General features: G+C 53.6%; 21 protein-coding genes and 1 pseudogene. 14 read left to right on the top strand and 8 right to left on the bottom strand.

The genetic code is table 11. The features are described from left to right. Nucleotides 1-79: 79 nt before the first annotated feature. From AC2FHX_RS09635 to AC2FHX_RS09625, 3 genes are read right to left on the bottom strand one after another with little or no spacing between them, the layout of a single operon-like run. Nucleotides 80-1,351, bottom strand: coding sequence for a sensor histidine kinase (locus AC2FHX_RS09635; RefSeq protein ID WP_496730673.1), 1,272 nt, complete (start codon nt 1,349-1,351; stop codon nt 80-82). A gap of 56 nt (nt 1,352-1,407) precedes the next feature. Further along, entirely contained in the window at nt 1,408-2,067 is a 660-nt protein-coding gene (locus AC2FHX_RS09630) for a response regulator transcription factor (protein ID WP_142636050.1), read from the bottom strand. Nucleotides 2,068-2,105: 38 nt separating this feature from the next. Then, entirely contained in the window at nt 2,106-2,645 is a 540-nt protein-coding gene (locus tag AC2FHX_RS09625; protein WP_496693701.1) for a PepSY domain-containing protein, read from the bottom strand. Between the two features lie 205 nt (nt 2,646-2,850). On the opposite strand from AC2FHX_RS09625, the gene AC2FHX_RS09620 reads away from it, so the two are divergent. From AC2FHX_RS09620 to AC2FHX_RS09575, 10 genes and pseudogenes are all read left to right on the top strand, one after another. After that, complete coding sequence (locus tag AC2FHX_RS09620) at nt 2,851-3,855, top strand: hypothetical protein (RefSeq protein ID WP_496701425.1); 1,005 nt, start codon at nt 2,851-2,853, stop codon at nt 3,853-3,855. Between the two features lie 255 nt (nt 3,856-4,110). Next, nucleotides 4,111-4,248, top strand: coding sequence for a hypothetical protein (locus AC2FHX_RS09615; protein WP_496691982.1), 138 nt, complete (start codon nt 4,111-4,113; stop codon nt 4,246-4,248). 588 nt (nt 4,249-4,836) lie between these two features. Further along, nucleotides 4,837-5,074 (top strand): annotated as a pseudogene (locus tag AC2FHX_RS09610) (transposase); the annotation flags it as partial. A 996-nt stretch (nt 5,075-6,070) separates the two neighbouring features. Beyond that, a complete protein-coding gene (locus AC2FHX_RS09605; RefSeq protein ID WP_496701423.1) occupies nt 6,071-6,517 on the top strand; it encodes a universal stress protein in 447 nt (148 codons plus the stop codon). Between the two features lie 255 nt (nt 6,518-6,772). Then, the gene (locus AC2FHX_RS09600; RefSeq protein ID WP_496701421.1) at nt 6,773-7,558 is read left to right on the top strand and encodes a formate/nitrite transporter family protein; all 786 of its coding nucleotides are present in this window, start codon (nt 6,773-6,775) and stop codon (nt 7,556-7,558) included. A 244-nt stretch (nt 7,559-7,802) separates the two neighbouring features. Beyond that, nucleotides 7,803-8,180, top strand: coding sequence for a SnoaL-like domain-containing protein (locus tag AC2FHX_RS09595; RefSeq protein WP_496701419.1), 378 nt, complete (start codon nt 7,803-7,805; stop codon nt 8,178-8,180). A 346-nt stretch (nt 8,181-8,526) separates the two neighbouring features. Further along, nucleotides 8,527-9,522: an HlyD family secretion protein gene (locus AC2FHX_RS09590; RefSeq protein ID WP_142636032.1), complete on the top strand. Its 996-nt coding sequence runs from the start codon at nt 8,527-8,529 to the stop codon at nt 9,520-9,522. After that, on the top strand, nt 9,519-12,215 hold the full coding sequence (rbbA, locus tag AC2FHX_RS09585; RefSeq protein WP_496701417.1) for a ribosome-associated ATPase/putative transporter RbbA: 2,697 nt from the start codon (nt 9,519-9,521) through the stop codon (nt 12,213-12,215). Before AC2FHX_RS09590 ends, rbbA begins: the two co-directional genes overlap by 4 nt. Continuing rightward, complete coding sequence (locus AC2FHX_RS09580; RefSeq protein WP_496701415.1) at nt 12,216-13,340, top strand: ABC transporter permease; 1,125 nt, start codon at nt 12,216-12,218, stop codon at nt 13,338-13,340. 424 nt (nt 13,341-13,764) lie between these two features. Continuing rightward, complete coding sequence (locus AC2FHX_RS09575; protein ID WP_496701413.1) at nt 13,765-15,339, top strand: trypsin-like peptidase domain-containing protein; 1,575 nt, start codon at nt 13,765-13,767, stop codon at nt 15,337-15,339. Nucleotides 15,340-15,348: 9 nt separating this feature from the next. Here the strand turns inward: AC2FHX_RS09575 and AC2FHX_RS09570 are convergent, their stop codons facing one another. Continuing rightward, complete coding sequence (locus AC2FHX_RS09570; protein WP_496701412.1) at nt 15,349-16,965, bottom strand: MFS transporter; 1,617 nt, start codon at nt 16,963-16,965, stop codon at nt 15,349-15,351. 48 nt (nt 16,966-17,013) lie between these two features. Further along, nucleotides 17,014-18,234 carry an APC family permease gene (locus AC2FHX_RS09565; RefSeq protein WP_496701410.1) on the bottom strand — a complete coding sequence of 407 codons (1,221 nt, stop codon included), beginning with the start codon at nt 18,232-18,234 and terminating at the stop codon, nt 17,014-17,016. A 157-nt stretch (nt 18,235-18,391) separates the two neighbouring features. On the opposite strand from AC2FHX_RS09565, the gene AC2FHX_RS09560 reads away from it, so the two are divergent. The 4 genes from AC2FHX_RS09560 (at nt 18,392) to AC2FHX_RS09545 (ending at nt 20,097) form a co-directional block, all read left to right on the top strand. Then, complete coding sequence (locus AC2FHX_RS09560) at nt 18,392-18,607, top strand: hypothetical protein (RefSeq protein WP_496701408.1); 216 nt, start codon at nt 18,392-18,394, stop codon at nt 18,605-18,607. Between the two features lie 31 nt (nt 18,608-18,638). Then, entirely contained in the window at nt 18,639-19,046 is a 408-nt protein-coding gene (locus tag AC2FHX_RS09555) for a c-type cytochrome (protein ID WP_496701406.1), read from the top strand. Nucleotides 19,047-19,179: 133 nt separating this feature from the next. Beyond that, nucleotides 19,180-19,629 carry a hypothetical protein gene (locus AC2FHX_RS09550; protein ID WP_496701404.1) on the top strand — a complete coding sequence of 150 codons (450 nt, stop codon included), beginning with the start codon at nt 19,180-19,182 and terminating at the stop codon, nt 19,627-19,629. Nucleotides 19,630-19,689: 60 nt separating this feature from the next. Continuing rightward, nucleotides 19,690-20,097, top strand: coding sequence for a universal stress protein (locus AC2FHX_RS09545; protein ID WP_496701402.1), 408 nt, complete (start codon nt 19,690-19,692; stop codon nt 20,095-20,097). Nucleotides 20,098-20,495: 398 nt separating this feature from the next. Here the strand turns inward: AC2FHX_RS09545 and AC2FHX_RS09540 are convergent, their stop codons facing one another. From AC2FHX_RS09540 to AC2FHX_RS09530, 3 genes are all read right to left on the bottom strand, one after another. Continuing rightward, nucleotides 20,496-21,884: a hypothetical protein gene (locus AC2FHX_RS09540; RefSeq protein ID WP_496701400.1), complete on the bottom strand. Its 1,389-nt coding sequence runs from the start codon at nt 21,882-21,884 to the stop codon at nt 20,496-20,498. A 1-nt stretch (nt 21,885) separates the two neighbouring features. After that, nucleotides 21,886-23,160: a M16 family metallopeptidase gene (locus tag AC2FHX_RS09535; protein WP_496701399.1), complete on the bottom strand. Its 1,275-nt coding sequence runs from the start codon at nt 23,158-23,160 to the stop codon at nt 21,886-21,888. A 121-nt stretch (nt 23,161-23,281) separates the two neighbouring features. Next, complete coding sequence (locus AC2FHX_RS09530; RefSeq protein WP_496701398.1) at nt 23,282-23,452, bottom strand: hypothetical protein; 171 nt, start codon at nt 23,450-23,452, stop codon at nt 23,282-23,284. Between the last annotated feature and the right edge of the window lie 50 nt (nt 23,453-23,502).

Below are 23,502 nucleotides of genomic sequence, written 5' to 3'. Positions count from 1 at the left end.
GACGACAGGTTCGGGCCCATTGGTAGTTAAAGTTGCGAATTGTTCAAACGACACTTTGCAGATCAGATTCCGGGCGACTTCAGGTCGGGATCACAATCCGACACAACAACCCACCCAGCGATTCAGAGCGGTCCAGATCTAGTCTGGAATCGTAGGCTTTCAGTAAGTCGACCGCGATCGCCAGCCCAAGCCCGCTACCAACGACCGAGGTGTCCAGTCGTCCGCCGGATCGCAAGGCTTCGCGGTGGGCGTCTTCTGGAATTCCGGGACCGTCATCCTCGATACTGATTTCGATACATTTCTGCTTACGTTTCGCGGTCAGCCGTACCGCGCTTCGACTCCATTTGACCGCATTGTCCAGAAGGTTGCCCAAAATCTCTTCTATGTCCTGCGTATCCATGCGCACCCAAAGACCCGGATCGCCATCGATCTGCAGCGATTTACCTTCGCGGTCCGCCATGGCCGAGAACAGCCGCGCCAGGCGCTTGATGGAGTTAGACAGATCGGTCCGCGAATGGGTCAGGTCAGCAGCGTTCAAAGCCCGCAGCCTGGCCAGAGATCGACCAAGTTGAGCATCGATCCTGTCCAGCGCCTCTTGTGCGGTATCTGTCACCGCTCCGGCGTTGGACAATGTCACAAGTTCATTGCGCAATATGGCTGTAGGAGTTTTCAATGCGTGTGCCAGATCTGCGGCCTGGCGGCGCGAACCCGAGACAATCTCGCGGTTCCGACGCAACAGCTGGTTCAGGTCCTCGACCAATGGCGAGACCTCTTCGGGGTAATCTGTTGGCCTAAGGTCTTCGTCTTGATCCCAGCGATGGGCCACATCCGTACGCAGCTTTCGCAATGGTCCCAGAACAACTGAAATCAGAAACAACGAGCCGGCTAAACCGATCAGGCCAACTAGGCCAAACACCGGCAGCAGGCTTTTCTGCGCCGCGCGCCGCTCGGCCACGAGTTGAGCCTGACTTTCGGCGACGCTGACGCCCCATACCGTGCCATCTTCATAAGTGATCTTCTGAAAAGCGCTGCGCAGCACTTCATTCTCCGGGCCGCTTGTGTCCCAGAGTGTGGGGATATCGGGAATGCCGGGGGGTTCCGCGATGACCTCATCAAACAGCGAGCGAGAGGTGAAGACCACACCGTCGGCGCTGCTGACCTGCCAGTACCGTCCGGAATAGGGGGTGCCATAAGCCGGGTCAAATATCAGATCCCGTAGGGCATCCGGGTTTTCGGTTGTGACATTCAGCCCGACAACCAGCTGTGTGTGACGATCCAGCAGCGCAGAGTCGAACCGGTTGGACACCCGTGCATCAATGTATGAGAAAACCGCCAGTGTGCCTACGCCCACAGACACTGCCCCAGATGCAATTCCCCCCAGCAATGCCCGTTGTCGCAGCGATAACATCAGGCCGAATCGATCATATATCCACGACCCCGAACCGTTGTGATCAGGTCAGTGCCAAGCTTCTTGCGCAGACGGGTAACAAATACGGCGATAGTGTTCGAATCCCGGTCTCCATCGTATTCATAGATATGCTCTGAAAGTTCTGATCGTGAAATCATCCGACCAGAATTATGCGCCAGATAAGTCAGCACCGCGATTTCTTGAGCAGTCAGGTCAACCGGCACGCCATCGGCTGTCACCCGGCCGTTACGGGTATCCAGAATGACGTTTCCCATTTCAATCACGGGATTTAGCTGTCCACTTTGCCGTCGCAGGATGGCGCGAACACGCGCGGCCAGTTCGGGCATGTGGAACGGTTTGGTCATATAGTCATCTGCGCCCGCATCCAGGCCGTCGACCCTTTCGCTCCAGCCATCGCGGGCAGTCAGAATCAGCACCGGTGTTTTGACACCCTCGTTGCGCCATTCGCGCAGAATCGAAATGCCGTCGCGCTCTGGAAGGCCGAGGTCAAGGATGATCATGTCATATGGTTCGGTCGCACCCAGATGCAGGGCGTCGAGCCCACTATTGGCGACATCCACAACGCGGCCTTCTGCGTTCAGGAGTTTTTTGATCTGTTCGCAGAGGTGCGGTTCGTCTTCTGCCAGCAATACTCTCATACTTAAGGACTATAGGCGAGCAAATGGAAGTATAACCATTACTTTTTGCCCCCGCCGTTACCTCCGCCATTACCACCGGAGTTACCGCCGCCGTTGCCACCGGAATTACCGCCACCGTTACCACCGGAATTACCGCCACCGTTACCACCGGAATTACCACCACCATTGCCACCGGAGTTACCGCCGCTGTTGCCTTTGTTTGCAGATTTCCCCTGCGAAGCGCCCTTGCCGGATTTACCCGGCGCAGCGCGGGCAGCTTCAGAAATCTGGCGGCCAACAACGGATCGGTTGGACACAACAACACCCGTCTGAGCGTTGACGATGACACTGACGATTTTACCATCCGGTTTCTTGACGAGAATACGGTAATATAGCCTGTCAGCCTGAAAGGCTCGCGCGTCAACTGGCGTTCCACCAAAAGCCTTTTCAACGCCTTTGATTACTTTTTTCAAACGAATGGCACTGCCTGAGGTTGTCGCCTTGCGCAACTCGGATTGCGTCAACTCACGTGCAGCAGCCTGTCCCTCTCCGGGGTGGAGAAAGGCAAGTAGACAGGCAATGGCAATAAGCTTTTTCATCCTTGTCACTCATTACTGCGAAAACGCCGGCTCAATCTACCGATTTCTATGTGAACCTACGGTGAACAGCCAGTTACGCGTGGGTTCAACGATGATGGGTTTAGATCAGGGGTGTCGGATTCTGTTTTCGGCACCCAGTTTTTGCGTCTGCTCGCCGCTGATTACCGTGACAGACGAGAATCGCACCTGATGAACGAGGACCATTATGAACACCAAGCCGATCAACCTGCTAAAAGCCTCTGCTATTGCCATCGCCCTGCTGGGCTCGACCGCGATTGTCGGAGCTGTCGCGTTTCCTGATGCTGCTTATGCCAAAGGAGGCAACGGCGGCGGTAACGGAAACGGCGGCGGCAATGGCAATGGCAATGGCGGTGGAAACGGCAATGGTGGTGGAAACGGTAATGGCGGATCTGGTGCGTCCATTAGCGATAGTGATAAAGCGGCCGGAAAATCTAACCGGAAATCTTCCAACGCTGGTAAGTCAAAGTTATCGGGAAAAAACAAGTTTTCCTTGAAAGACCTGTTTGGGGGCAAAAAGACCAAAGCCAAAACCGCAGCCGTAAAGACCGTACGCAAAAGTCAACCAGTGGATCAGGTGACCAAAGCAATTCGCCCCGCCCCGAAACCGAAAGGGTACAAGATGGCGGATCTGCTGGGCGTGCACCCATCTGAACTAGGCGCTCTGAACGCCGCCAACGCTAATGAGAATGCTCTCAAGAACGCCTCTCCTAATTCCCGTGTGGGCCGCATCGCCGCATTTCGTGACGCAGTTCTGGCCGGAGATGAATTGCGCGAGGAGCTTGCGGAAACACAGGCACAGCTGGATGGCATGACCCCGCCGGACCGCCCGGTCTCTGAGATCGAAGAGGACCTTGATGCGGCTCTGACAGATGTTCAGGAGAAGCAGGATCGCGTGAACGAGCTTGAGGACGCTCTTGCCGATGCCGGGGGCACAGATCCGGATATAGAAGCAGAGCTTAAGGACGCCAATGACGAACTTCAGGGAGCCCTCGATACGGCCGAAGACCTAGGCGCCGAACGGCAGGCTGCGGTCGACTACAACGATACGGTGGCAGAAGTCGATGCGCTGACTGAGGCTGTAGAAAATCAACCGCAGACCGAGCGTGAAGCGTTGGAGGCTGCCGCCAACAAGCCTGTGACGGATGAGGTCGAAGCTGCCGTAAAAACTCTGCTTGGTCTTGATAGCTGATTGCTGATTGTCCAATCAATCACCAGGTCAAATAGACCCGAGCCAGCAGGCATAACAACATCACAAATAAAAAAACCCGCTCCGATCCGGAGCGGGTTTCACTACATCCCAGACAACACCACGTGACTTGGGATATACGCAGACGTTCTGTTGAGAGATCAGACGCCTCGTTTCGCCTCTTTTAGCCGCTCTTTGTTGAATAGTTCAGACAGTGCATTTTCGATAGGAGGGAAGCGACCGTTGCTCGAATTCGTGATGCTTGACAATTCACCGCCTGAGACGGTGCGCGAGGATTGCATTGCTGTAGGAATGCTAGGCGCACCCTCATTGGCAGTATTGATCATGCTGTTCCCCTTCAGTGCATCCGGGCACGCATTGATCGGCCCTGAGTAAGGAAGTATGAACGATAACGGTTGAACACTCTGAGAATACATTGTTCACGTTCGGTTAATGTTGTTGCGTATGAGTGGACAAACTGGGGGGCATTGACCGCCATATAAGAAAATGCCGCCATTTTGGTTTTATTTCCCGATGGCAGCTTTGTCCGTATAGCCACTGTCCAAAGCTCCACAACACTGCATCTTGGATTAAGGGTCTGCTTCAAGTGCATTGCCGCCGTTTGTAGGTCTTGTTGATGCAAGCGCGGCGAAGGTCTGCCGTGTGACCTTCCTGCCAAGTAGCCTGTGGTACGTCGATTGGAGGCCATCGGTCTGGATGCACGTTGTCAACAAGATTGGGCGGCAACTTTATTGGGATTCGCGCGGCAATTCACTGGGAATACGCAGAGCAGGCAGAAAAAGGCCTGAAAAGGGCGTTGGATCGTGAAGAACACCACAAACGGAAGCAAAATAGCGAGTATCAATCTCATCTTAAATTACCTTCTGATAGTTAGACCGCTATGTTCTCACGAACACGGGCGTTGTTGCATATCTCTCGCAGCGAGGGATTCACAACGCGAATCCATAAGGTTAAACGGTGTGGATGAGTAAGCCATCTTCCGCCCGTAACGCGTCACGAATTGGTCCGACTACAATGCTGCGCTTAAGGAGCGCGGCTCACTTCTTGTCTGGCTGGACAAGGACATGACCTGGCTCGCGGCGCACGAAGGTCGGCCTTGTCACAGCCGGTCTTTTCGAATGCGGCGATCCAATTCTGCCTGTCGATCAAGGTGCTATTCAAGCTGCCGCTGAGACAGACAGCGGAGGTGACCGCCGGCGTTGATCAGCTTCGTTTCGTAGCCGACTTCTCTGGCTACATCGTTGATAAATGCGCAATCTTAGCCGTTTGGGCTTCTAGGGTACCGTAGGCAATCAGCACAGTCATTCCGATCCTCCTGCAAATCGGTTCGAAAAACGCACCAACTATGTCGAAACAGCTCGTTTCGGCCCTTGATCCCAATCAAAAGTGCCTGTCTTGCCAAGTTATTTGGGCGCGGGTGAGGCACCCATTGGCTGGCTTATGCGGTTTTGGAAAGCGCGAAAGCTACAGTTAACCAGAATGCACTGCGTATGGTCATTGCGCCGACCGTTCGCCATTCAAACGGCGTTCCACTAAGTGCCACTAGTATCAGAACAACGAACACCAATAGTGTAGATAAGCCAAGCAACCAGGCAATTCGTTGTGCCCAGATTGTGGATTTATGGAGCGCGAAAGCGCCTAGCAAATAGATAAATCCAGCCAGAAAATTGAACCATAGCACGAATGTCACTGCATCTCCGACTGCAGCTCTGGCAGCAGCACCCCCAAACAGGGCTGTTCCTCCTGAGAAAATGGTCAGGAGACCAAAGAGTACTGCGGCTATCGTAACTGGGCGAACCCAAGGCGGAGAGGAAGGCATCGTTGTTTTCCTCAGAAATAAGATTGAATCTCATGTCGTGGGCAATCTGCCAACCTTGCCAAACGAACTGAAACGCACGTCCCTAATAGCAATTTTTCTCGCCATTACCCTTGATCTTTATCATTGGGCATAAATTGATACCCTTTGAAAAAAGCAGCGTCTGCGCGAGGTTTTTCGCAATAATTATGCGCTGTTGCCCCTTTGGGATGACTCGTTTGCAACTCCTAACATTTTTTTAAAGTTGGTTCGGTTACCGTGTATCTTCTGGAAATAGACGGACGACTACGCTCGAACCTGCAGTGAAAAGTGTTGATTTGAGTCAAAGTTAACTACTGCAAGCTCGCCCATACTAACCCCTCACTAAGGAGGGAGTGCAACATGTTCAAAAAGATCGTAGTTGGCTTGGATGGATCTGAGGCGTCAGAAGCAGCTCTGCGCGTTGCCTGTGATATTTCAAGCAAATATGGCTCCCAAATTCACCTTGTTCATACACCTCAACCCCAAACCGTGGCGTTCGCAATGGGCGCATTGGCTGGCTATCACGCCGTCACGACAATGCCTTCAGACGAAGAGGTGCATCAGGCAGCAAACAAGATTATTTCCGCTGGTAGAGAGATTGTCGAAGAGTACAATCAGACGGTTTCGCAAACGTATACCCAACGCGGTGATCCCGTAGACCAGATCATCGCATGTGCCGAGCAATGCAAAGCTGACCTGATTGTGACGGGTCGCCGTGGATTGGGAAGCATTGGTAGCCTAATTCAAGGGAGCACCTCTCTAGGCATCAGTCGGAATGCCACTTGTGCTGTTTTAACCGTTGCCTGAATTTCAAACTTGGCCCCAATCGGCGCTAAACGATGAGGATCGAAAAGTTCTGCGTTGAGATCTCGCGAAAGCGGAAGCTGAAGTAGACCTCATGGGTACCTATGGCCATGACCACGCGCCAAACTGTGTTAGGTGGAACTATACGAACTCAGAGGGAACAGGTAGGCTTCCGGTTTTATTTGCGCGTTAGTTCAAGGTCAGAAGACAGGCTTAAACTCCCTGCTACGTAAACTCGTGCCAACTCTGGAGCGCCACATGAACCCCTCGGCCCTGTTCGATGCTCATAAACCCGCTGAAATTGCAACGTTAGTTGAGACTGCCGGGGTCGCAAAGGCAAAGCTGCCACTAGCACCCATGTTCGTTCTTGCGATGCTGGCTGGAGCATTCATAGGGTTTGGTGCAGCGGCCTATACGATGGCGGTCACGGGGGCAGACAGCGCTTCGGGGCCGATCCGCGTTCTGGGAGGAGCAGTGTTTTCCCTGGGCCTTATCCTGGTGATCACAGGTGGTGCGGAACTGTTCACCGGCAATGTCCTGATGGTGATAGCAGCGGTCGATCGCAAGATACCGCTGCGGCTGCTGTTCCGAAGCTGGGGCATCGTCTACGTTGGTAACTTCGTGGGTGCCGTTGGGCTTGCATTAGCTTTCGCCCTGACCGGCTTGCTTGATGGGCCGATGAGTAGCACTGCCATAAGGGTAGCCGATGCCAAAGCGGGGTTGGAACCGATGGAGGCTTTCGCCCGCGGCGCATTGTGCAACGGGCTGGTTTGCCTTGCCGTATGGCTGTCCTTCGCCGCCCGCAGCGTCGCTGGAAAAATTCTAGCGGTCTTGTGGCCCGTCTCTGCATTTGTGCTGCTGGGGCTCGAGCATTCGATTGCGAACATGTATTTCTTCCCGCAGGGCTGGGCTGCGGGAGCAACTGTGCCGGTTTTCGCAGCGGCGGCCAATCTGCTATGGGTCACTCTGGGTAACATTGTCGGCGGGGCGGGAGGAGTTGCCTTGGCCTATTGGTTTGCTTATCTTGGCGGATCCAAACGGTAAGATCCGCTTCTTCGATTTCAGCACCCGCCCGAGAGAAATGATCGGAAACAGTTGGTTCTGAAAGCGTTGTCTAATAGCGCACTGGCTGAAGACGGCGCCGGGAATTGGGCCGCTCATTTCCACTGTGCAAGTCGTCCTCTCGATCCCGATCTGAATCCTTCGCGAACCTCTAACTTTATTGATCCCTGTCAAGATTGGCAAAGGTATGATGTGATAAAGTTGAGGCTGAAATTGGGGGGCTATAATGGAAAAATTAGTCGAGATTGGACGAACATTCGTTCAGGCAATGCGTGATCGCAGAGGTCTTGCAAACGTTGGTGAAATGTATGCCGAAAACGCTCAATCTATTGAGGCGGTTGTGCCTCCGGTTCGACAGTTTCGCATCACCAAGGGCCGGGATGCTATCAAGGGAAAAAGAGAGGACTGGCTGGCAGCTCATGAAATCGTCGAATTCGACGTGGATGGCCCCTATGTTCATCCCCCAAACCGCTTCGGTGTAAGATATAAGGTTAACGTAACGCAGAAGGCTACAGGGCAACACATGACCTTGAGCGAGATCGCAGTCTATTCGGTAGCAGATGGAAAAATTGTACTTGAAGAGTTCTTCATGTTGCCGAAGTAGGAAAGACAGCCAGCAACGCTGACGCAGTGTTGGTTTTATCTGCACGTTGGAAGCGTGACTCGTAAGAGCTTTGACACGACAGATGGACAACTGGGCATTTATTTCGACTACGGGATGCTTGCCCTTGCGCATCATTGCGACCAATTCGGCGCAGCCGTCATAGAGAGTCACACCCCGAAAGCCTCATTGGGCCATGGATGTGGGTCAACAACCAGACCTGTGCCTCAATTTCGTACCCGATAAGCACTTGGACAATCATCAGATAGAACCTGTTTGATCCAACTCAAGGCATCACTTCGAGAGCGAGCTAAATTAGAATAGAAAATTAACTAATGTGCGCGGGGCCATGAGAAAGAACGTACGCGCAATTCTGATCGCCATAGCGCTCCTACTTGCAGGTGCAGCTGTTTATTTTTTCGTCGCAGAAGACAGTGATGAATTGCCGGCTGGGTTTGTACAGGGCAATGGGCGGATCGAGGCTGAACAAGTAGAAATCGCTCCAACCTTTGCCGGGCGCGTTGCTCGGGTCATAGCAGCAGAGGGCAGCCTGGTTGCTTCGGGTGAACTGCTGGTTGAAATGGATACAGATGAATTATCTGCAGCCCTTGACCGTGCCAGTGCCCAGGTTGCGCTGGCGCGCCAAACCAAGGCCGAAGCCGAAGCCGTGGTCATCCAGCGAGAAAGCCAGCAGCGTCGCGCTTCGCAGGAGCTTGACCGGGCCAAGGCGTTGCTGGCCGGTCAGAATATCTCGATGACTGTCTTTGAGGATCGTGAAACCGCGTTTCAGGTTGCGGATGCCGTGCTGGGCGCGGCCAAGGCCCGGGTTGCAACGGCGGATAGCCAGATTGCCGCCGCAGAGGCCGAGGTGCGCCGGATTGCGGAACAAATAGAGGATGGTTCCCTCATCGCTCCCATGCCGGGGCGTATTCTGTATCGACTGGCCGAGCCCGGCGAAGTCGTTGGAGCGGGCGAACCGATCTTGACGTTACTCAGTTTGGAAAACGTCTATATGGAGGTCTTCCTGCCTGCGCGCGAAGCGGGGCTTTTGCCCATCGGTGCCGAGGCGCGCATCGTGCTTGATGCGTTGCCGGAATTTGCCATCCCAGCAACCGTAACCTTCGTCTCTCCCGAAGCTCAATTCACTCCCAAGCAGGTAGAAACTTTGAGCGAACGGGAGCAGCTGGTGTTTCGCGTTCGGGTTCGCATTCCCAGGGATTTGGTTACGGCGCGGATTGAGCATGTGAAGACCGGCCTTCGCGGCATTGCAGTGATCCGACTTACTTCCGATGGCGCGTGGCCAGACGATCTGGATAGACGAATTCCACCCGAGCTGTTCGAATGAGCGCCGAGGGGGGCTCATCGGGTTTCTGCATCAACGGTGTCACACACACGTACCGACAGCATGTTGCGTTGGATAACCTTTCGCTGGTTCTGCCAACTGGCCAGCTTATCGGATTGATCGGGCCAGACGGGGTTGGCAAGTCAACGCTGCTGGGATTGATTACCGGCGCAAAGCAACTTCAGTCCGGGGAAATTGATGTTCTCGGGGGATCAATAGGTGACCGCGCGCACCGTCACCGCGTGTGCCCGGCGATCGCATTTATGCCGCAGGGGTTGGGCCGCAACTTATACGCGGAACTGTCTGTGCGTGAGAATCTCGAGTTCTTTTCACGTCTTTTCGGACAAGGGCAACAGGAGCGTGAAATCAGGATCGCGGCCTTGCTGTCAGCGACCGGACTTGCGCCCTTTTCGGACCGGCTTATGGGCAAACTTTCGGGCGGAATGAAGCAGAAACTTGGACTGTGTTGTGCGCTGATCCACGACCCTAAGTTTCTGGTACTGGACGAACCGACGACCGGAATTGATCCCCTGTCGCGGCGCCAATTCTGGGCGCTGATAGACGCGGTCCGAGAAGAAACGCCCGGTCTCTCCATACTGGTTTCAACGGCCTATATGGAGGAAGCCGAACAATTCGATTTTATAGTAGCGATGGATGCCGGTCGGGTGATATTTCACGGCCCCCCTGCCAAGCTGAAGGGTAAAGCCCGGGATCTTGAAACATCTTACAGGCAGCTACAGGCACGAGGGGAACCCCGGTTTGTGTCGAACAAGGTACCTATGCACCATCAAGGCGCAGACGCGGTAATCACGGCGCGTGGGTTGACCCGGCGCTTTGGCGATTTTACTGCCGTCGACAACGTCGAATTCTCGATCCACCGAGGCGAAATATTTGGCTTCCTCGGATCAAACGGCTGCGGCAAGTCAACCACCATGAAAATGCTGACAGGTCTTCTGCCAGCAAGTGAGGGAGAGGCGCTGCTGTTCGGCAGACCGGTGGATGCGCGCGATCTTAGGATGCGCCGCGAGATCGGGTATATGAGCCAGGCATTCTCGCTTTATGGTGAGCTGACCGTTCAACAAAACCTCCAGTTGCACGCCCGCATCTTTGCCATCAAGGATCGTGTAGAACGCATTGATGAATTGGCCGAACGTTTCGGCCTGAAGGCACATATGGGCACGCTGGCGTCGGCGCTTCCGCTGGGTATCAAGCAGCGTCTTTCCCTTGCCGTCGCCGTGATCCACCGGCCTCGGGTGTTGATCCTGGATGAGCCAACCTCGGGCGTGGACCCCGAGGCGCGCGACTCGTTTTGGGCGCTGTTAATCGAGCTGTCGCGAGACGATGATGTAACGATTTTCGTCTCGACACATTTCATGACCGAAGCGGAGCGCTGTGATCGCGTTTCTTTCATGCATGCAGGCCGGGTATTAGCTGAAGGTACACCAGATGAGTTGATCGCAACGGCGCAGTCGGACAGTCTGGAAGGTGCGTTCATCTCTGTCCTGGAGGCCGTCGAGCCGCCTGAGCCGGTAGCAGCACCCAAAATTTCGGTTGATGCTGTCAACCCGGGCGCTGCCGGAAGTATCGGGCGCATACTGGCCTATGCACGGCGCGAAACAACCGAGGTTCTGCGCGATCGCGTCCGTTTGGCTTTTGCTTTCCTTGGCTCGGTGATCCTGATGTTGGTCTTTTGCTATGGGATCACTTTGGACATAGAAGACCTGGATTTCGCGGTGCTCGACCTGTCTCAATCGCCTGAGAGTCGTACCTATATCGCCGAGATTTCTGGTTCGCGCTATTTCAACGCCACGGTGCCTCTGGCCAGTTTTGAAGACGGCCGCGAGCGGTTGGCCAAAGGAGACATCTCGCTGGTTGTCGAACTCCCACCCGATTTTGGTCGCAAGTTGCGCGCCGGCGAGCCAACTGAAGTCTTGGCAATTGTGGACGGTGCGATACCGTTCAAGGGTGAGACAATAGAGGGCTATGTGGCCGGGCTTCACAGTACGTTTCTGGAAGTAATGGCCCGCCAAAGTGGCGTGCAGTCGGTCGAAATCGCCCGCATCGAACCGCGCTTCCGATACAATCAAAGCTTTGAAAGTATCGCTGCAATGGCCCCTGCCATGCCTGCGATCCTGTTGATAATGCTGCCGGCCGTTTTGATGGCTGTTAGTGTCGCGCGGGAGAAAGAGTTGGGCACGATCACCAATTTCTACGCAACGCCAACGACGCGGCTCGAATTTCTGGTTGGCAAACAGATCCCCTACATTGTGATAGCGTTCGTCAATTTCCTACTTTTGGCAGCGATGACGATCTTCATTTTTGGCGTGCCCCTAAAAGGAAATCCGGTGCCCCTTGCAATTGGTGCTTTCCTATATGTTTGGGCAACCACATCTTATGGATTGCTTATTGCGACCATAACGTCGAGCCAGGTGGCCGCAACTTTTGCCACCGCTATCGCGTCGGTGGTGCCGACCATTCAATTCTCCGGGCTGCTACAACCGATCTCGACGTTGGAAGGCGGCGCTCAGACGATTGGATCGCTTTGGCCTTCATCCTATTTCCTGCATCTAAACGTCGGCGCGTTCACCAAAGGTCTTAGCTGGGATGCACTTGCCCCCGACCTTCTGGCCCTAGCCTGTTTCGGGCCCGCGCTAACCTTGATCGCTGCACTGTTACTCCGAGCGCAGGAGAAGTGAATGCAACGATTGTCCCGCATATTCTGGCTTGGTTTGAAAGAAATGATGAGCCTTCGGCGCGACTGGGTGATGATGGCGCTGCTTGTCTGGTCATTCACGCTGGCGCCCGTAATGGAGGCAACGGGCGTTTCAAACTCGGTCAACAATGCATCCATTGCATTTGCCGACGAGGATGGCTCGCCTCTTTCACGCTCGCTTGCCTCAGCGTTTTTTCCGCCTGAATTCCAACCCGTTGTCCAGATCGCACCGGGCACCGGGGCCGAAAAGATGGATGCAGGGCATTTCCTGTTCGTAGTCGCAGTGCCACCAGGGTTCGAGAAAGATGTTCGAGCCAGGCGCGCGCCAGAAGTTCAGGTTTTGATCGATGCGACAGCGATGGAGCAGGCCGGAATTGGAGCGAACTACATCATCAATATCTTGAGCGCCGAGATCCGGCGCTTTGCCGTCGGAGCAGAATTGTTAGACCCGCCGCCCATTGATATCATTGTGCGCAGCGCATTTAATCCAAATCGCGACACTGTTCGTTTCGCCGGTATCGTCGCGTTGATCGGTCAGATCATGTGGCTGACCACAATCCTTACCGGTGCTGCCATGATCCGTGAGCGCGAGCATGGAACAATCGAACACCTGCTGGCGATGCCGCTTACCCCATTTGACATTGCGGTCGCCAAGATCTGGGCAAACGCTGCGGTGGTTCTGGTAGCGACCGCCCTATCGCTGACCTTTGTTATGCAAGACTTCCTGGGGATCAGCATCGCGGGATCGAAGGTATTGTTTTTGATTGGCACAGCTCTCTTTCTCTTCACGGCGACGGCGCTTGGGGTGTTTCTTGCGACGATTGCGCGCTCAATGGCTCAATTCGCACTTTTGGTTATGCTGACGGTGCTTCCAATGTTGATGCTGTCAGGAGGAGAGACGCCAATCGAAGGGCAGCCCGGCTGGCTTCAGATTGGAACATCTATCCTCCCATCCCGCCACTACATGTCAGCCAGTCAGTCCATCATTTTCAAAGGTGCCGGGATCGAGACGGTCTGGGCAGAGTTTGTATGGATGGCGTGCTTGGGCGCGTTCCTTCTGGCAACAAGTCTGCTGCTTTTTAGACGCTCGGTTGCACAAGAGACCTAAATAAGTTTTTGCACCTGAGCCAAACTAGGCGGCTGACAGAACACCCGCTTGCGTAAGATCAATGGCCGCGCCCGTATTTTGGCACAATACTGCCTCGCCGTTATAGCACTAAAGGAGGAGGTTCAGATGCTTGAAGGCAAACAGTCCCAGCAAAACATCCAAATCAAGGACCATCGATTGACACTACGTGGCCAGAAGAAGATCACGCACGTTCACCATGATCGGGTCAACATGTATAGAAGGCCTGTCGGTCATTGGACCTCTCCTGATAGCATCACCTATTTGCAATTAACTCGACGGTAACAATTAACCGCCGGAGAACCGCGCCCGGGCATACTCTGATTGTGTGCTTTATTGCCAAACGTGGAAGTTTCGAGGTTGCCCATGATAGAGTGGGTATAGCGCTATTAAACAGAGATGGGCCATGCGGACACCGGACCAAGGCGACACAGGAGTTGATACAGGTAATGTCCGTGCATTCCTGGAGAGCTTGACCGGCCCGTCTCGTGGGACTGTAGTCTGGCTTGCCGACAACGCTGTGTCAGCCTCGGTTAGTCCGGACCGTACCTTGAGGCTGAGACCGAAAGAAGATGTGCCAGCTTATGACGAAGACATTGCGACTCTTCAGTGGTCAAATGACGGTTACACGTTAAACGCGTTGTCTGATCGGAATATCTGGGTCAATGGTCACAAGGTCGCTTCGGTTGACCTCAGGCACGGCGACATGATCGAATTCGGCGAAAAAGGCCCGATGTCCCGCTACAGGGTGTGCGACCACTCATTCCCTGCACATCGCACGGTCGAGGATATCCTAAGCGACGCGTACGCATATGCGAGAACAAGCCGTCGACCCTTTCCAAGAAAAATTTCCGGTGCACTGCGCGACAGTGGGCGTCGGCTAGCATCACAAACCACAATTCTCTTCAGGATCACCGTTATTGGCGCAATCCTTCTGATCGCCGTATTTGGGTATTTACTGTTTCAGAACGACAGGAAGCTGGCGGACAGCCTGGAACGAGAATCCCATAAGATCGAAGCGGTTGCCGTTATGCTGGCACAGACCCGGGAAGACTCGTTGACGCCAGAGGATTTGGGTGCACTCAAAGATGCTTTCGAAAGTCAGGTGCTGTCCACTGAGCAGCGTCTTGGCACGCTGGAGGAACGCGCAGGCGCATCAACGCGGATTATCACAGCCTCTACACGTTCCGTCGCGTTCGTCCAGGGCGCCTATGGATTGCGGCAGATCAAAAGCGGGAAATTGCTGCGGCATGTGGTTGGCCCCGATGGAAAGAATCTGCAAACGCCATTTGGACAACCGTGGCTCGAACCAGATGCGATGGGCGAACCTGCTGAGTTTCAGTTTACCGGAACCGGGTTTCTTCTACAGGACCCGCCTCTGTTGGTGACCAACCGTCATGTCGCCTTGCCCTGGACCACTGGCGACCGTGCACAAGCCCTTCAGGCCGCAGCGCTGGAGGCCGAGATGCTGAGTTTGCTGGTCTATTTGCCTGATCAAACTGTACCAATTAAGGCTGTCTTGCATAAAGCAAGCGAAACCGCAGATCTGGCGCTTCTCTCTATCGACTCCACACGCGTTCGGGGACTTGGGCTGTTACTTGCAGATGAGCCGCCGCGAGCGGGAGAGGAAGTTTTCCTGCTTGGATATCCAACCGGCCTGAAGGCTCTTATCGCACAGGCCGGTCCGGGCTTTCTGAAAACGCTAGAAAATAAAGGCGCCGTGGATTTCTGGACAATTGCGACCCATCTTTCGGAACAAAATAAAATCCGGCCCCTGGCCAGCCGGGGAATCGTAGCCCAGACCAGTCCCGGCGCCATTGTTTATGATGCAGAGACCACAAATGGAGGAAGCGGGGGACCTGCGTTGAACCGAAACGGTAAGGTGGTTGCGATCAACGCCGCGATCTTACCCGAGTTTGGTGGTTCGAATATTGGCGTTCCGGTGTCGCACCTCAAGACACTTCTCAATGAAAGCGATTGATCCGCGTATTCATTCGCCTGTCCGATATGGTGAATTTTGCACAAGAAAAACCATAATCAGTGGGACTATGACAGAGATCAGGCCCACGGTAATCAGCAAATTCCCCAAGTGGCTATAGTCAGCGATGGATGCAACTGAACCCGTTCTGGGTTCGGTCACGACACGTGTCACGACAAATACCTGATTTAGGTATTTTGTGCCCAAGCTGCTTGCCGACAATGCCATGTTGGTGAAAGACGCCATGACAGCAAAAAAGGTCGCCTTGAGATGTGTCGGGGCGTTGCGTGCGATCCAGGCCAGCATCGGGACCATCGCGATCTGACCCAGCGGTGACTCGACGGCTGTGTCGAGTATGGCGATGAACCTTGCATCCACAACCCCGCCTGTGTGCGCGGCCGTCCATTCATGCACTCCGTAGTACAAAGCAAGGTTAGGCAGGGCCAGCACTCCGGCGGCAATGGTGAGCAGTACCACCACCTGCGCGATGGAACGACTGGCCATAAACGGCCTGAGGATGATCAGGCCAAGCAGCGCTAGTAGTGAGGTCAGGAGCGCCAGAATTGCCAGAAACTGTTCATCGAACCCAAGCTCGTCGATTTCGAACCAGGTCAATCCCGGACCAGGCAACGGGACCGCGCGAAAAACAAAAATGATTGTCGCCGTCCCGATCAGAACCTTGGCCTGTTTCGACTCCAGTTCCCTTAGCAGCCGTGACATGAGATAGAGAATGACCGTGAGCGAAACCGCAAAAACAGTCTCTTGCGCAAAGGCGAAATTTGCGGTTCCCAACACAACGCTGAGTACAACAAACGCGAGACCTCCCAGCAGTATTGGCCACCTTACTTCGGTGGCTTGATCCGGTTTGTGTGAAAGGTGCCCAAGACTAACGAGGCGACGCTGTATCAGAGCATGAAGAACCACTCCGCTGATCGACAGTAAGGGGACAACCAGAGCGACGAGATAGACCTGACCGTAGAGAACCAAACGATCGCTTTTATCCAGATCCTCCGCGCCCGAAAAAATCCAGATGTTAACCGCTGCGACTCCCGCAAACCCGGATATGATCGCAATCCTGCCCAGGGTCTGCATGGTAGTGTGGCGGGCACGAACTTCTTCATGCGTAAACGCGTACCCGTCTTGGTTGGTTTGTGGTACCGCTTCGACCGTCATGGCATCTGCCACGACGTCCTGAATGGCATAACCAGAAGGTGCCAGGATCAAGGCAACGACATACCAATGCTCAGGCAGCATGGCCCCGGCCATCTGGGCAGGCGCGGTCACAAGTGCATACATGATAAGCAACGAGGCCGTGATAAGAGACGCGCCAACCAATATCAGCAGCGATTTCCAACGCCAGAACAGATCCACCAGATGCCCAAGCGGCATTTTCAAAATCCAGGGCAGCCCGGCCCAAAATGCCAACCCCGCCACGAAAGCAGCAGATAGATTCAGATAGTCCTTGAGGAAAAACGCGCCAACGACGGATGTCAGTCCCGAAACTCCGGCCGCGAAGTACACCATCAACGGTGGCATGTAGGACCACTGTAGTTGCGCGACCAGATCAACGAATGTCCGGTGCCACCATTCAGATAGCCGCCTTCCAAGTGTAGGTCGATCAGTGTTCATACGTCATTCGGATCCCGTTCTGGCGACCTAACGCCGTCGGATTTTCTCTCAAAGAAACCCGGCGCCGAAAAGCAGGGTGCTGGTCAGCACACCAAGGATTGGCACGACAAGAGGTACGTGGAAATGTTGTCGGGTTGAATCCGGTTTCAACTTCAAAAAGATCAGCGAGAAATTGACTAGCACAAACACCCCCAAGACGATCTGAGATGTGCGTTCTGCTAGGGTGCTGATCGGCAGTGTTTGGGTCAGTAGAAGGATTAGCGCCACAACCAGCAGGGTTGCGACGACTGGTGTCTGGGTTACCTGGGGGACACTCGCCAGTATTTTTGGCAGATGATCCCGGTCGGCAAGGCCGTAGATTACCCGCGACGCCATGATCATCTGGATCAGGACGCCATTGACTGTTGCAACGACTGCGACTGCGGCAAACCCCTGTTTGATTACTTCGGGTGCATTTGAAAAAACCAAAGCAAGCGGGGCAGTCGAAGTCGACAAGGTATCGATAGGAACAACAAGCAGGACCGTAATTGAGGTCGCCAGATACAGACCCGTCGCCAGAACGAGCGTCAGCAGAATTGCCTTAGGAATTGTGCGAACTGGGTCTTTTACTTCTTCGGCGACGTTTGCCATGTCCTCGAATCCAACAAAGGCAAAGAAAGCCAGAAGCGACGCCGCGAAAATGCCCCGCCAAGCGTTGATCTCAAAACTTGGAATCGTCGCGCTGAACGCATAGCCTTGCGGATCTTGCACGGACATGCCCCAGCCAATCACAAACAGAAGCCCCGAAATCTCGATGATCGTGATCACTGCCGCCACAAATACTGATTGCGCAATGCCCCAGAGTGCAATCAGTCCCATAACCGACACGATGCCGATCGTAAGCAACGTGGTGCCAAGGTTGGTCAGGGTGTGAAGATAGGAGGCCGCTCCAATCGCAACGGCCGAAGCCGATATCACTCCCGAAGCAGCGACGGCGAGACCCACCAACACGGCAATCCAGTTTCTTTGAAACCCCGCTTCGACGTATGCCGCTTCTCCCGCGCTTACGGGATAACGTGTCGCGAGTTCGGCGTACGACAAAGCCGTCAGCGAAACGACGAGCGCTGCAATGAGAAACGAAACAGCGGCGTAAGGACCAGCGACCTCAGCGGTAGCACCGACAAGCACATAGATTCCCGCACCGACGGTGACACCGAGCCCGTAAAGCGTAAGCAACGGGGCAGTAAGCGCGCGTCGGAGTTTAGGTGTCCGTGGATCGGCCGTATGCATTGGCTTCACTCCTCAATGAACAAACGCCTGTGTACCGAAGCTACAGCGCGGTTAAGTACACCAGTCACTAACGAGGGGCTCGCCACCATTCATTCCGAGCCCTTGCGGTGGAATTTCCACGCTTTTGCAATTCCGCTTATCACCATGTTTGATTTGGATGCAGGTGATGAACGGCAATCCCGCTGAAACATTCATGCTTTACTATGTAATGTACCTTTTTGAATTGATCTATGTCATTGGTCGCCAAGAACCGACCAGCCAAGCGGAACCGACTGCAGTGTACTTACTTTCGTCGCAGTTTTTCCCAGCTGGTACTCAAAGGCTGAATATGAGCGAGATCAATGAAGCGTTCGCTCAATACCGCGTAGTCTAAACGCGAAATGCTGACGTTCGAGGAGGAACAGATGCCAGTTTATCGCGGACTTCTTTTGTCAATATTTGCTGCAAGTGCTGCACTGTCGCAGGATATTGACCTTCAAAACGGAAACAATCTCTACAGAACCTATTGCTGGCAATGCCATGGTTTCGAGGCCACTGGAGATGGTCCAATGGCGGAGATGCTGGCAATAAGGACGCCTGATTTGACCAGGCTTGCGGCCCAAAACGACGGTGTTTTTCCGATTGAGGCGGTGGCGCGTCAAATCGATGGTCGCGCACCATTGCTCGCGCATGGCGGAGAAATGCCCATTTTTGGACCGGCTTTGGATTCGGACCAAAAAGTTGCGCTGACCATGCCTGACGGCCAGCCGATGTTCGCAGGTGTGCCGTTGGCAAATGTGATTTATTATCTTGAGTCCATACAAATCGAGTAGGTTGGTACAAATGCTGCCATTAGATTGTAGAGGACCACTGCCCACGTTTGTTGACGCCGGTTGATCTACATTAAGGTTATTTTCTACTGGATTTGGTAACATTCAGCATTGGGAAGATGAGGAGGAATCTCCGATGCCTGAAGAGAAGCCAAAATCAAGTTACTCCAACCCACTTGTTGATGTTTTCAAGCAGATGCAGCCGACTACTACGGCCAATCCGTTTTTAGACGCTCAGCTTGAGCAATTCTGGGACACGCAGGAGAAATCACTGAAAGAGGCAGAGGCCTTTGCTCAACATTGGTTTGAGAGGCGTCACGAGGCTGTTCGAACCGCGCTAGAAGCTGCGCGCTCGGCGTCTGCTGCAGACCCGACTGATCGGGCGAAAGCACTGCAATCCATAGCAGAGTGGCAGAAGCATTCAGCCGAACGCCTCGTGGCTGACGCTCAGGAATGGTTCGAAACAGTTGCCCGATGTGCAGCATTTGCAGCGGAAACCGAAGCCGAAGCTGTGGAAAAAACAATAGATGATGTTGCAAGCACAGCAAAGAAAGCGGGTAAGTCTTCGAAATCCGAACCGGTTTAGAGTGCCGTATCACCGCGGAGGCCGGAATGATCGTAGCTGGAGCAATCGAAGGTCAATAACATGTATAAGAACATTCTGATTCCAGTCGCGCTGGACAACGATCACGATACACAGGCCTCATTTGAAGCTGCTCGTTTGCTAGCGAGTGCCGATGCGGAATTCACAGTGCTCCATGTGCAGGAGCCGGTCCCTGCATATGTGGCATCCCAGATACCCGAGGAAGTTCTGGCCAACACGCGAAAAGAGCTTCAGGAAGGCTTACATCGGAACGCTGCAGAGCTACCGGGGGCGAAACCGCGGCTTATCTCGGGGAGCGCTGGCCGAGCGATCGTTGATTTCGCAAATGAAAATGGCATCGATTGCATCGTGCTGGCCTCACACAAGCCGGGGATCGAGAACATGTTTATTGGGTCGACTGCGAACCGGGTCGTTCACCACGCCAATTGTTCTGTCCACGTGATCCGCTGAGTCGTTTTGTGGCAGGTGCTCCAAGTCGAATGCTGGATGCCCAGCATGGGACACAAAGACGACGGAGTGAAATTGGCGTTGCGAGCACGCGCAGCGTGAAAATCGTATTCACGCTATGGGCTCGCTGCGGCCGATTGCCAATGCAGTAGGCAACTTGGCGCAGATGGAACGGAACCAGCCATCGGCAGAATAGGTCAAGCCTCTTATCTTCCACAGTCACGGTCGATGTACTGTCGTTCGCATGGCAGGAGCGAACTTTGGCGCCGCAAGCGACGAAACCTGGCTCTGCGCCCAATTTGCACAATACAGCACTAAACACTTATGACTGCTTTGCGCGGCAATTGAGCTTTGCAGGGGCTAGTGCTTCCTTTTAAAGGCCAACTACAATTGCATTTGACCTATAGGTTTTCAGCATTCGAAAGCACATCAAGGCAAAACCTCAATGGGGTGCTTTTCGGCATCGAGCAGAAACCTTTTGATTGCAAGGGGTCCAGAGGAGAGTTTCCTCCTCCGATCAGAATAAGAAGGAAATCCTCCAAAGGCGGCAAAAGCTCATGTGAGATTGCTGCCGTCTCCTCCAATGACAGTGTTTGGAACACGCCAAAAAGTGGAATTTCGATAGTCCCGTCAGCGCCCTCGGGGTACTCGTGCAGGTATTGCCGCGTTCCCCAGACAGGCTCAGTGAAAAAATCGCGATAGTAAGCCCGGTCCAACTGACCGAACTGAATCTCGAAACCTTCTTGTTCAATCTTCCCGCTGCGGACACTCTTATAGATTTCCTTTATTTTCTCATAGATCTCTGGCCATCTTACCGCCTCAACTGTTGCGCTCAGTGAGATAATCGCCTTTCTCTTCCCCATGACAACGAAGTCTGAGCGTGGATCGTAAGCCGCACGCATTTCCTGGCGGATTATCCGAAACATCTCAGACCCTTGGTTTGCGCCAATGTAATCCACCAAGACATTTGTTCCAACTTGGTCAGCCTCGTCCGCAAACTCCTCAGCTTTGACAAAAAGGATCAGCATCTCGGAAGAGTCGGGATCGGCAAAGTGAATGACACCCGCTGGAAGGGTGAAGTCATCCACATCCGTGCCAATCAACGCTTCAGCCCATTTTGCAAAAGGCAGTTCCCACTTTCCCTTCGGGCGGGGAAGATTGTTAACCAGTCGAATGGTGCGGCGTTCTACTTCTTCATCTCCAGATCTTAGGATTGCCTGAATGGGTTGACCGAAACGAAATTGGCCATCCCAAACCTCGGTTTCTGCTTCGTCAGGTTCGTACTCTAGGAAATCCGCCACTTCATCCAGAACATGTTCTGGCATTCTGGTCCTGGTAGACTTGATTGGGCTGGAATACTGCAGCTCTCTTGCATACCAGCCGTCGGAGTATTCCGGCTCAAGCAATAGATTTTCGAGGTGGACGATGGTCTCTGGAAAGAATTCGTTTGGCGCCGAAACAGTGAGCATCAGACTATGGCGACTTGATTCGACGTAATACCTGATCCCCTTCAACTGCTTGTATTTAGCAATTTTGTGGGAGGAACGGCTTGATGTTCCTCCTGACACGATACTTGCGAGACCAGCGCGCAACGCGGCCACCCGTTCTGTTGTTGGCCGATCAATTGGCCAAACCAAGGTGAGTTCTGAGATGCCGTTTTCTAGTGGCATCAGATAAACAATATTCGCATCGCCAGTCGTTGCGATCAGCTCTGCTCGGACCTGCTGCGCTGACAGCAGGCTGAGAACCATTAAGAGAGAGGAAGTGAACCGGCTTTTGAATGCTTGCATGTTACTCTGCTTTTTCGGCCAACACGACTGATGTGGCTGATGGCTTGATGACCTTTTCGGCAAAATCAATAACGTCCTGATCTGTCGTATCGTTCAAGATCTCGACAAATACTGACGGTGTGACAGGTGGGAAGCCATCAGAAGCCACATTCTTCAGAAATGATAGAAACTCTACGGGTCGGCGCGCGGCATTCCGGGCTCCAACGACCTGCGTCTGGCGCGCTTGATTGATTTCGTCCCTGGTGATTGGTTCGTTCAACAAATTCGCCAGAGTTTCTGTCAGATGGCTGTGCGCCGGGTCCAAGCTGAAGCCGGGCATCAGGTGCAAATCTATGGTAAGTTCCAGATCAGCATTCTTGGCAAAATACCAGTCTGCATCGACGCTGAAAACGCGCTCGTCTTGATAGTACAGGGCCTTGTATAGCCTTTCGTTCAAAATATCGCTGGCGATGAAAAATGCCCCCTGCATCTCGATGCTGGTTGACCGATCTTCGAAGTCCACGAATTTCGCAAACTGGACTGTGTCATGCGCCAGCTTGTCCGACCTAATGCGCTCAATAAACTTGAGCTCGGGATCCGGTTTGTGGTCTAACCAGGGCTTCTGAGGAACCTCAGAAGGTTCTGTGTCCCCAAATATACGTGCAACGAGTTCTTCGGCTTTATCAGGGTCAATTTTCCCCGACACGATTAACGTCACATTGGATGGCACATAGTGTGTTTCGTGAAACTGATAGGCCTTCTCAAGGTTCAATTTGGGAAGATCTTCAATGGTGTTATTTGCCCGACCACGCAGAGTGCCATAGAGGTTTTGAAGCGCAATTCTTCGGAGCCAGCGAAGCGGAGACTGTCTTTCGCGTAGCAGTGTTTCACGCTGAACGATATCAATTTCGCTTTCCGCAAATCCTTTCGGCAGTGTTGGGGTGTCAAGAACCGCCCGAGACAGCCGCAACAGCATTTCTATGTCGGAAGGAACGCCAGAATTAGTGTAGACAGTAGATACGTTGTGCGTTGTCGCATGGATATCACGCTCTCGGGGCTTTCTCAGAATGGTAGCATCCGCTGAAAACGCGGCCAGATGTTCAGTCAGATGCGCCGTACCGGATGGTTCCGGATCGTCATACGCCCCCGAGAGAACAATTAGCTGCACGTCCACACGGTCGAGGTCGTCTACCGGAACTACGTAAGCTGCGTGTAATCCGCCTTTCTCAGAAAGAGTGATAACGCTCTGAGCTTGAGCAGCTCCAGCAAACACCAAGAGGACAAGCGAAAAAAACAAAACGACTGCGTGCATTATTATCCTTTAAACTATTTCACTTAAGCCAAATAACGTCCGTCGTTAGGCGTTCAACGAAAGCGAAAATGATTTGCTGAATGCTTGTGGGATACGAGTTGTTATTTCAAGTCGCCAATTGAAAACTTGTCGAAATGTTTTCGGTTTGCTGCAAATCAACGACCGCGAACGACTGGTTCGGCGACATGCGCTGCATCGCATCAATGGTGGTGCCGCACGTGCGAGAGAATGCTGCATCAGCAAAGCAGGAAAATCCAATGTCGGCATTGTCCTGCATAGCAGGCCTTCATACTGTCTGAACCGAACCGATGACCTACTGAAACCGTC

The organism is Ruegeria sp. CDSC042 (assembly GCF_059610745.1).
The sequence above is the reverse complement of the archived record's forward strand: the minus strand, read 5'-3'. Positions and strand labels throughout refer to the sequence as shown.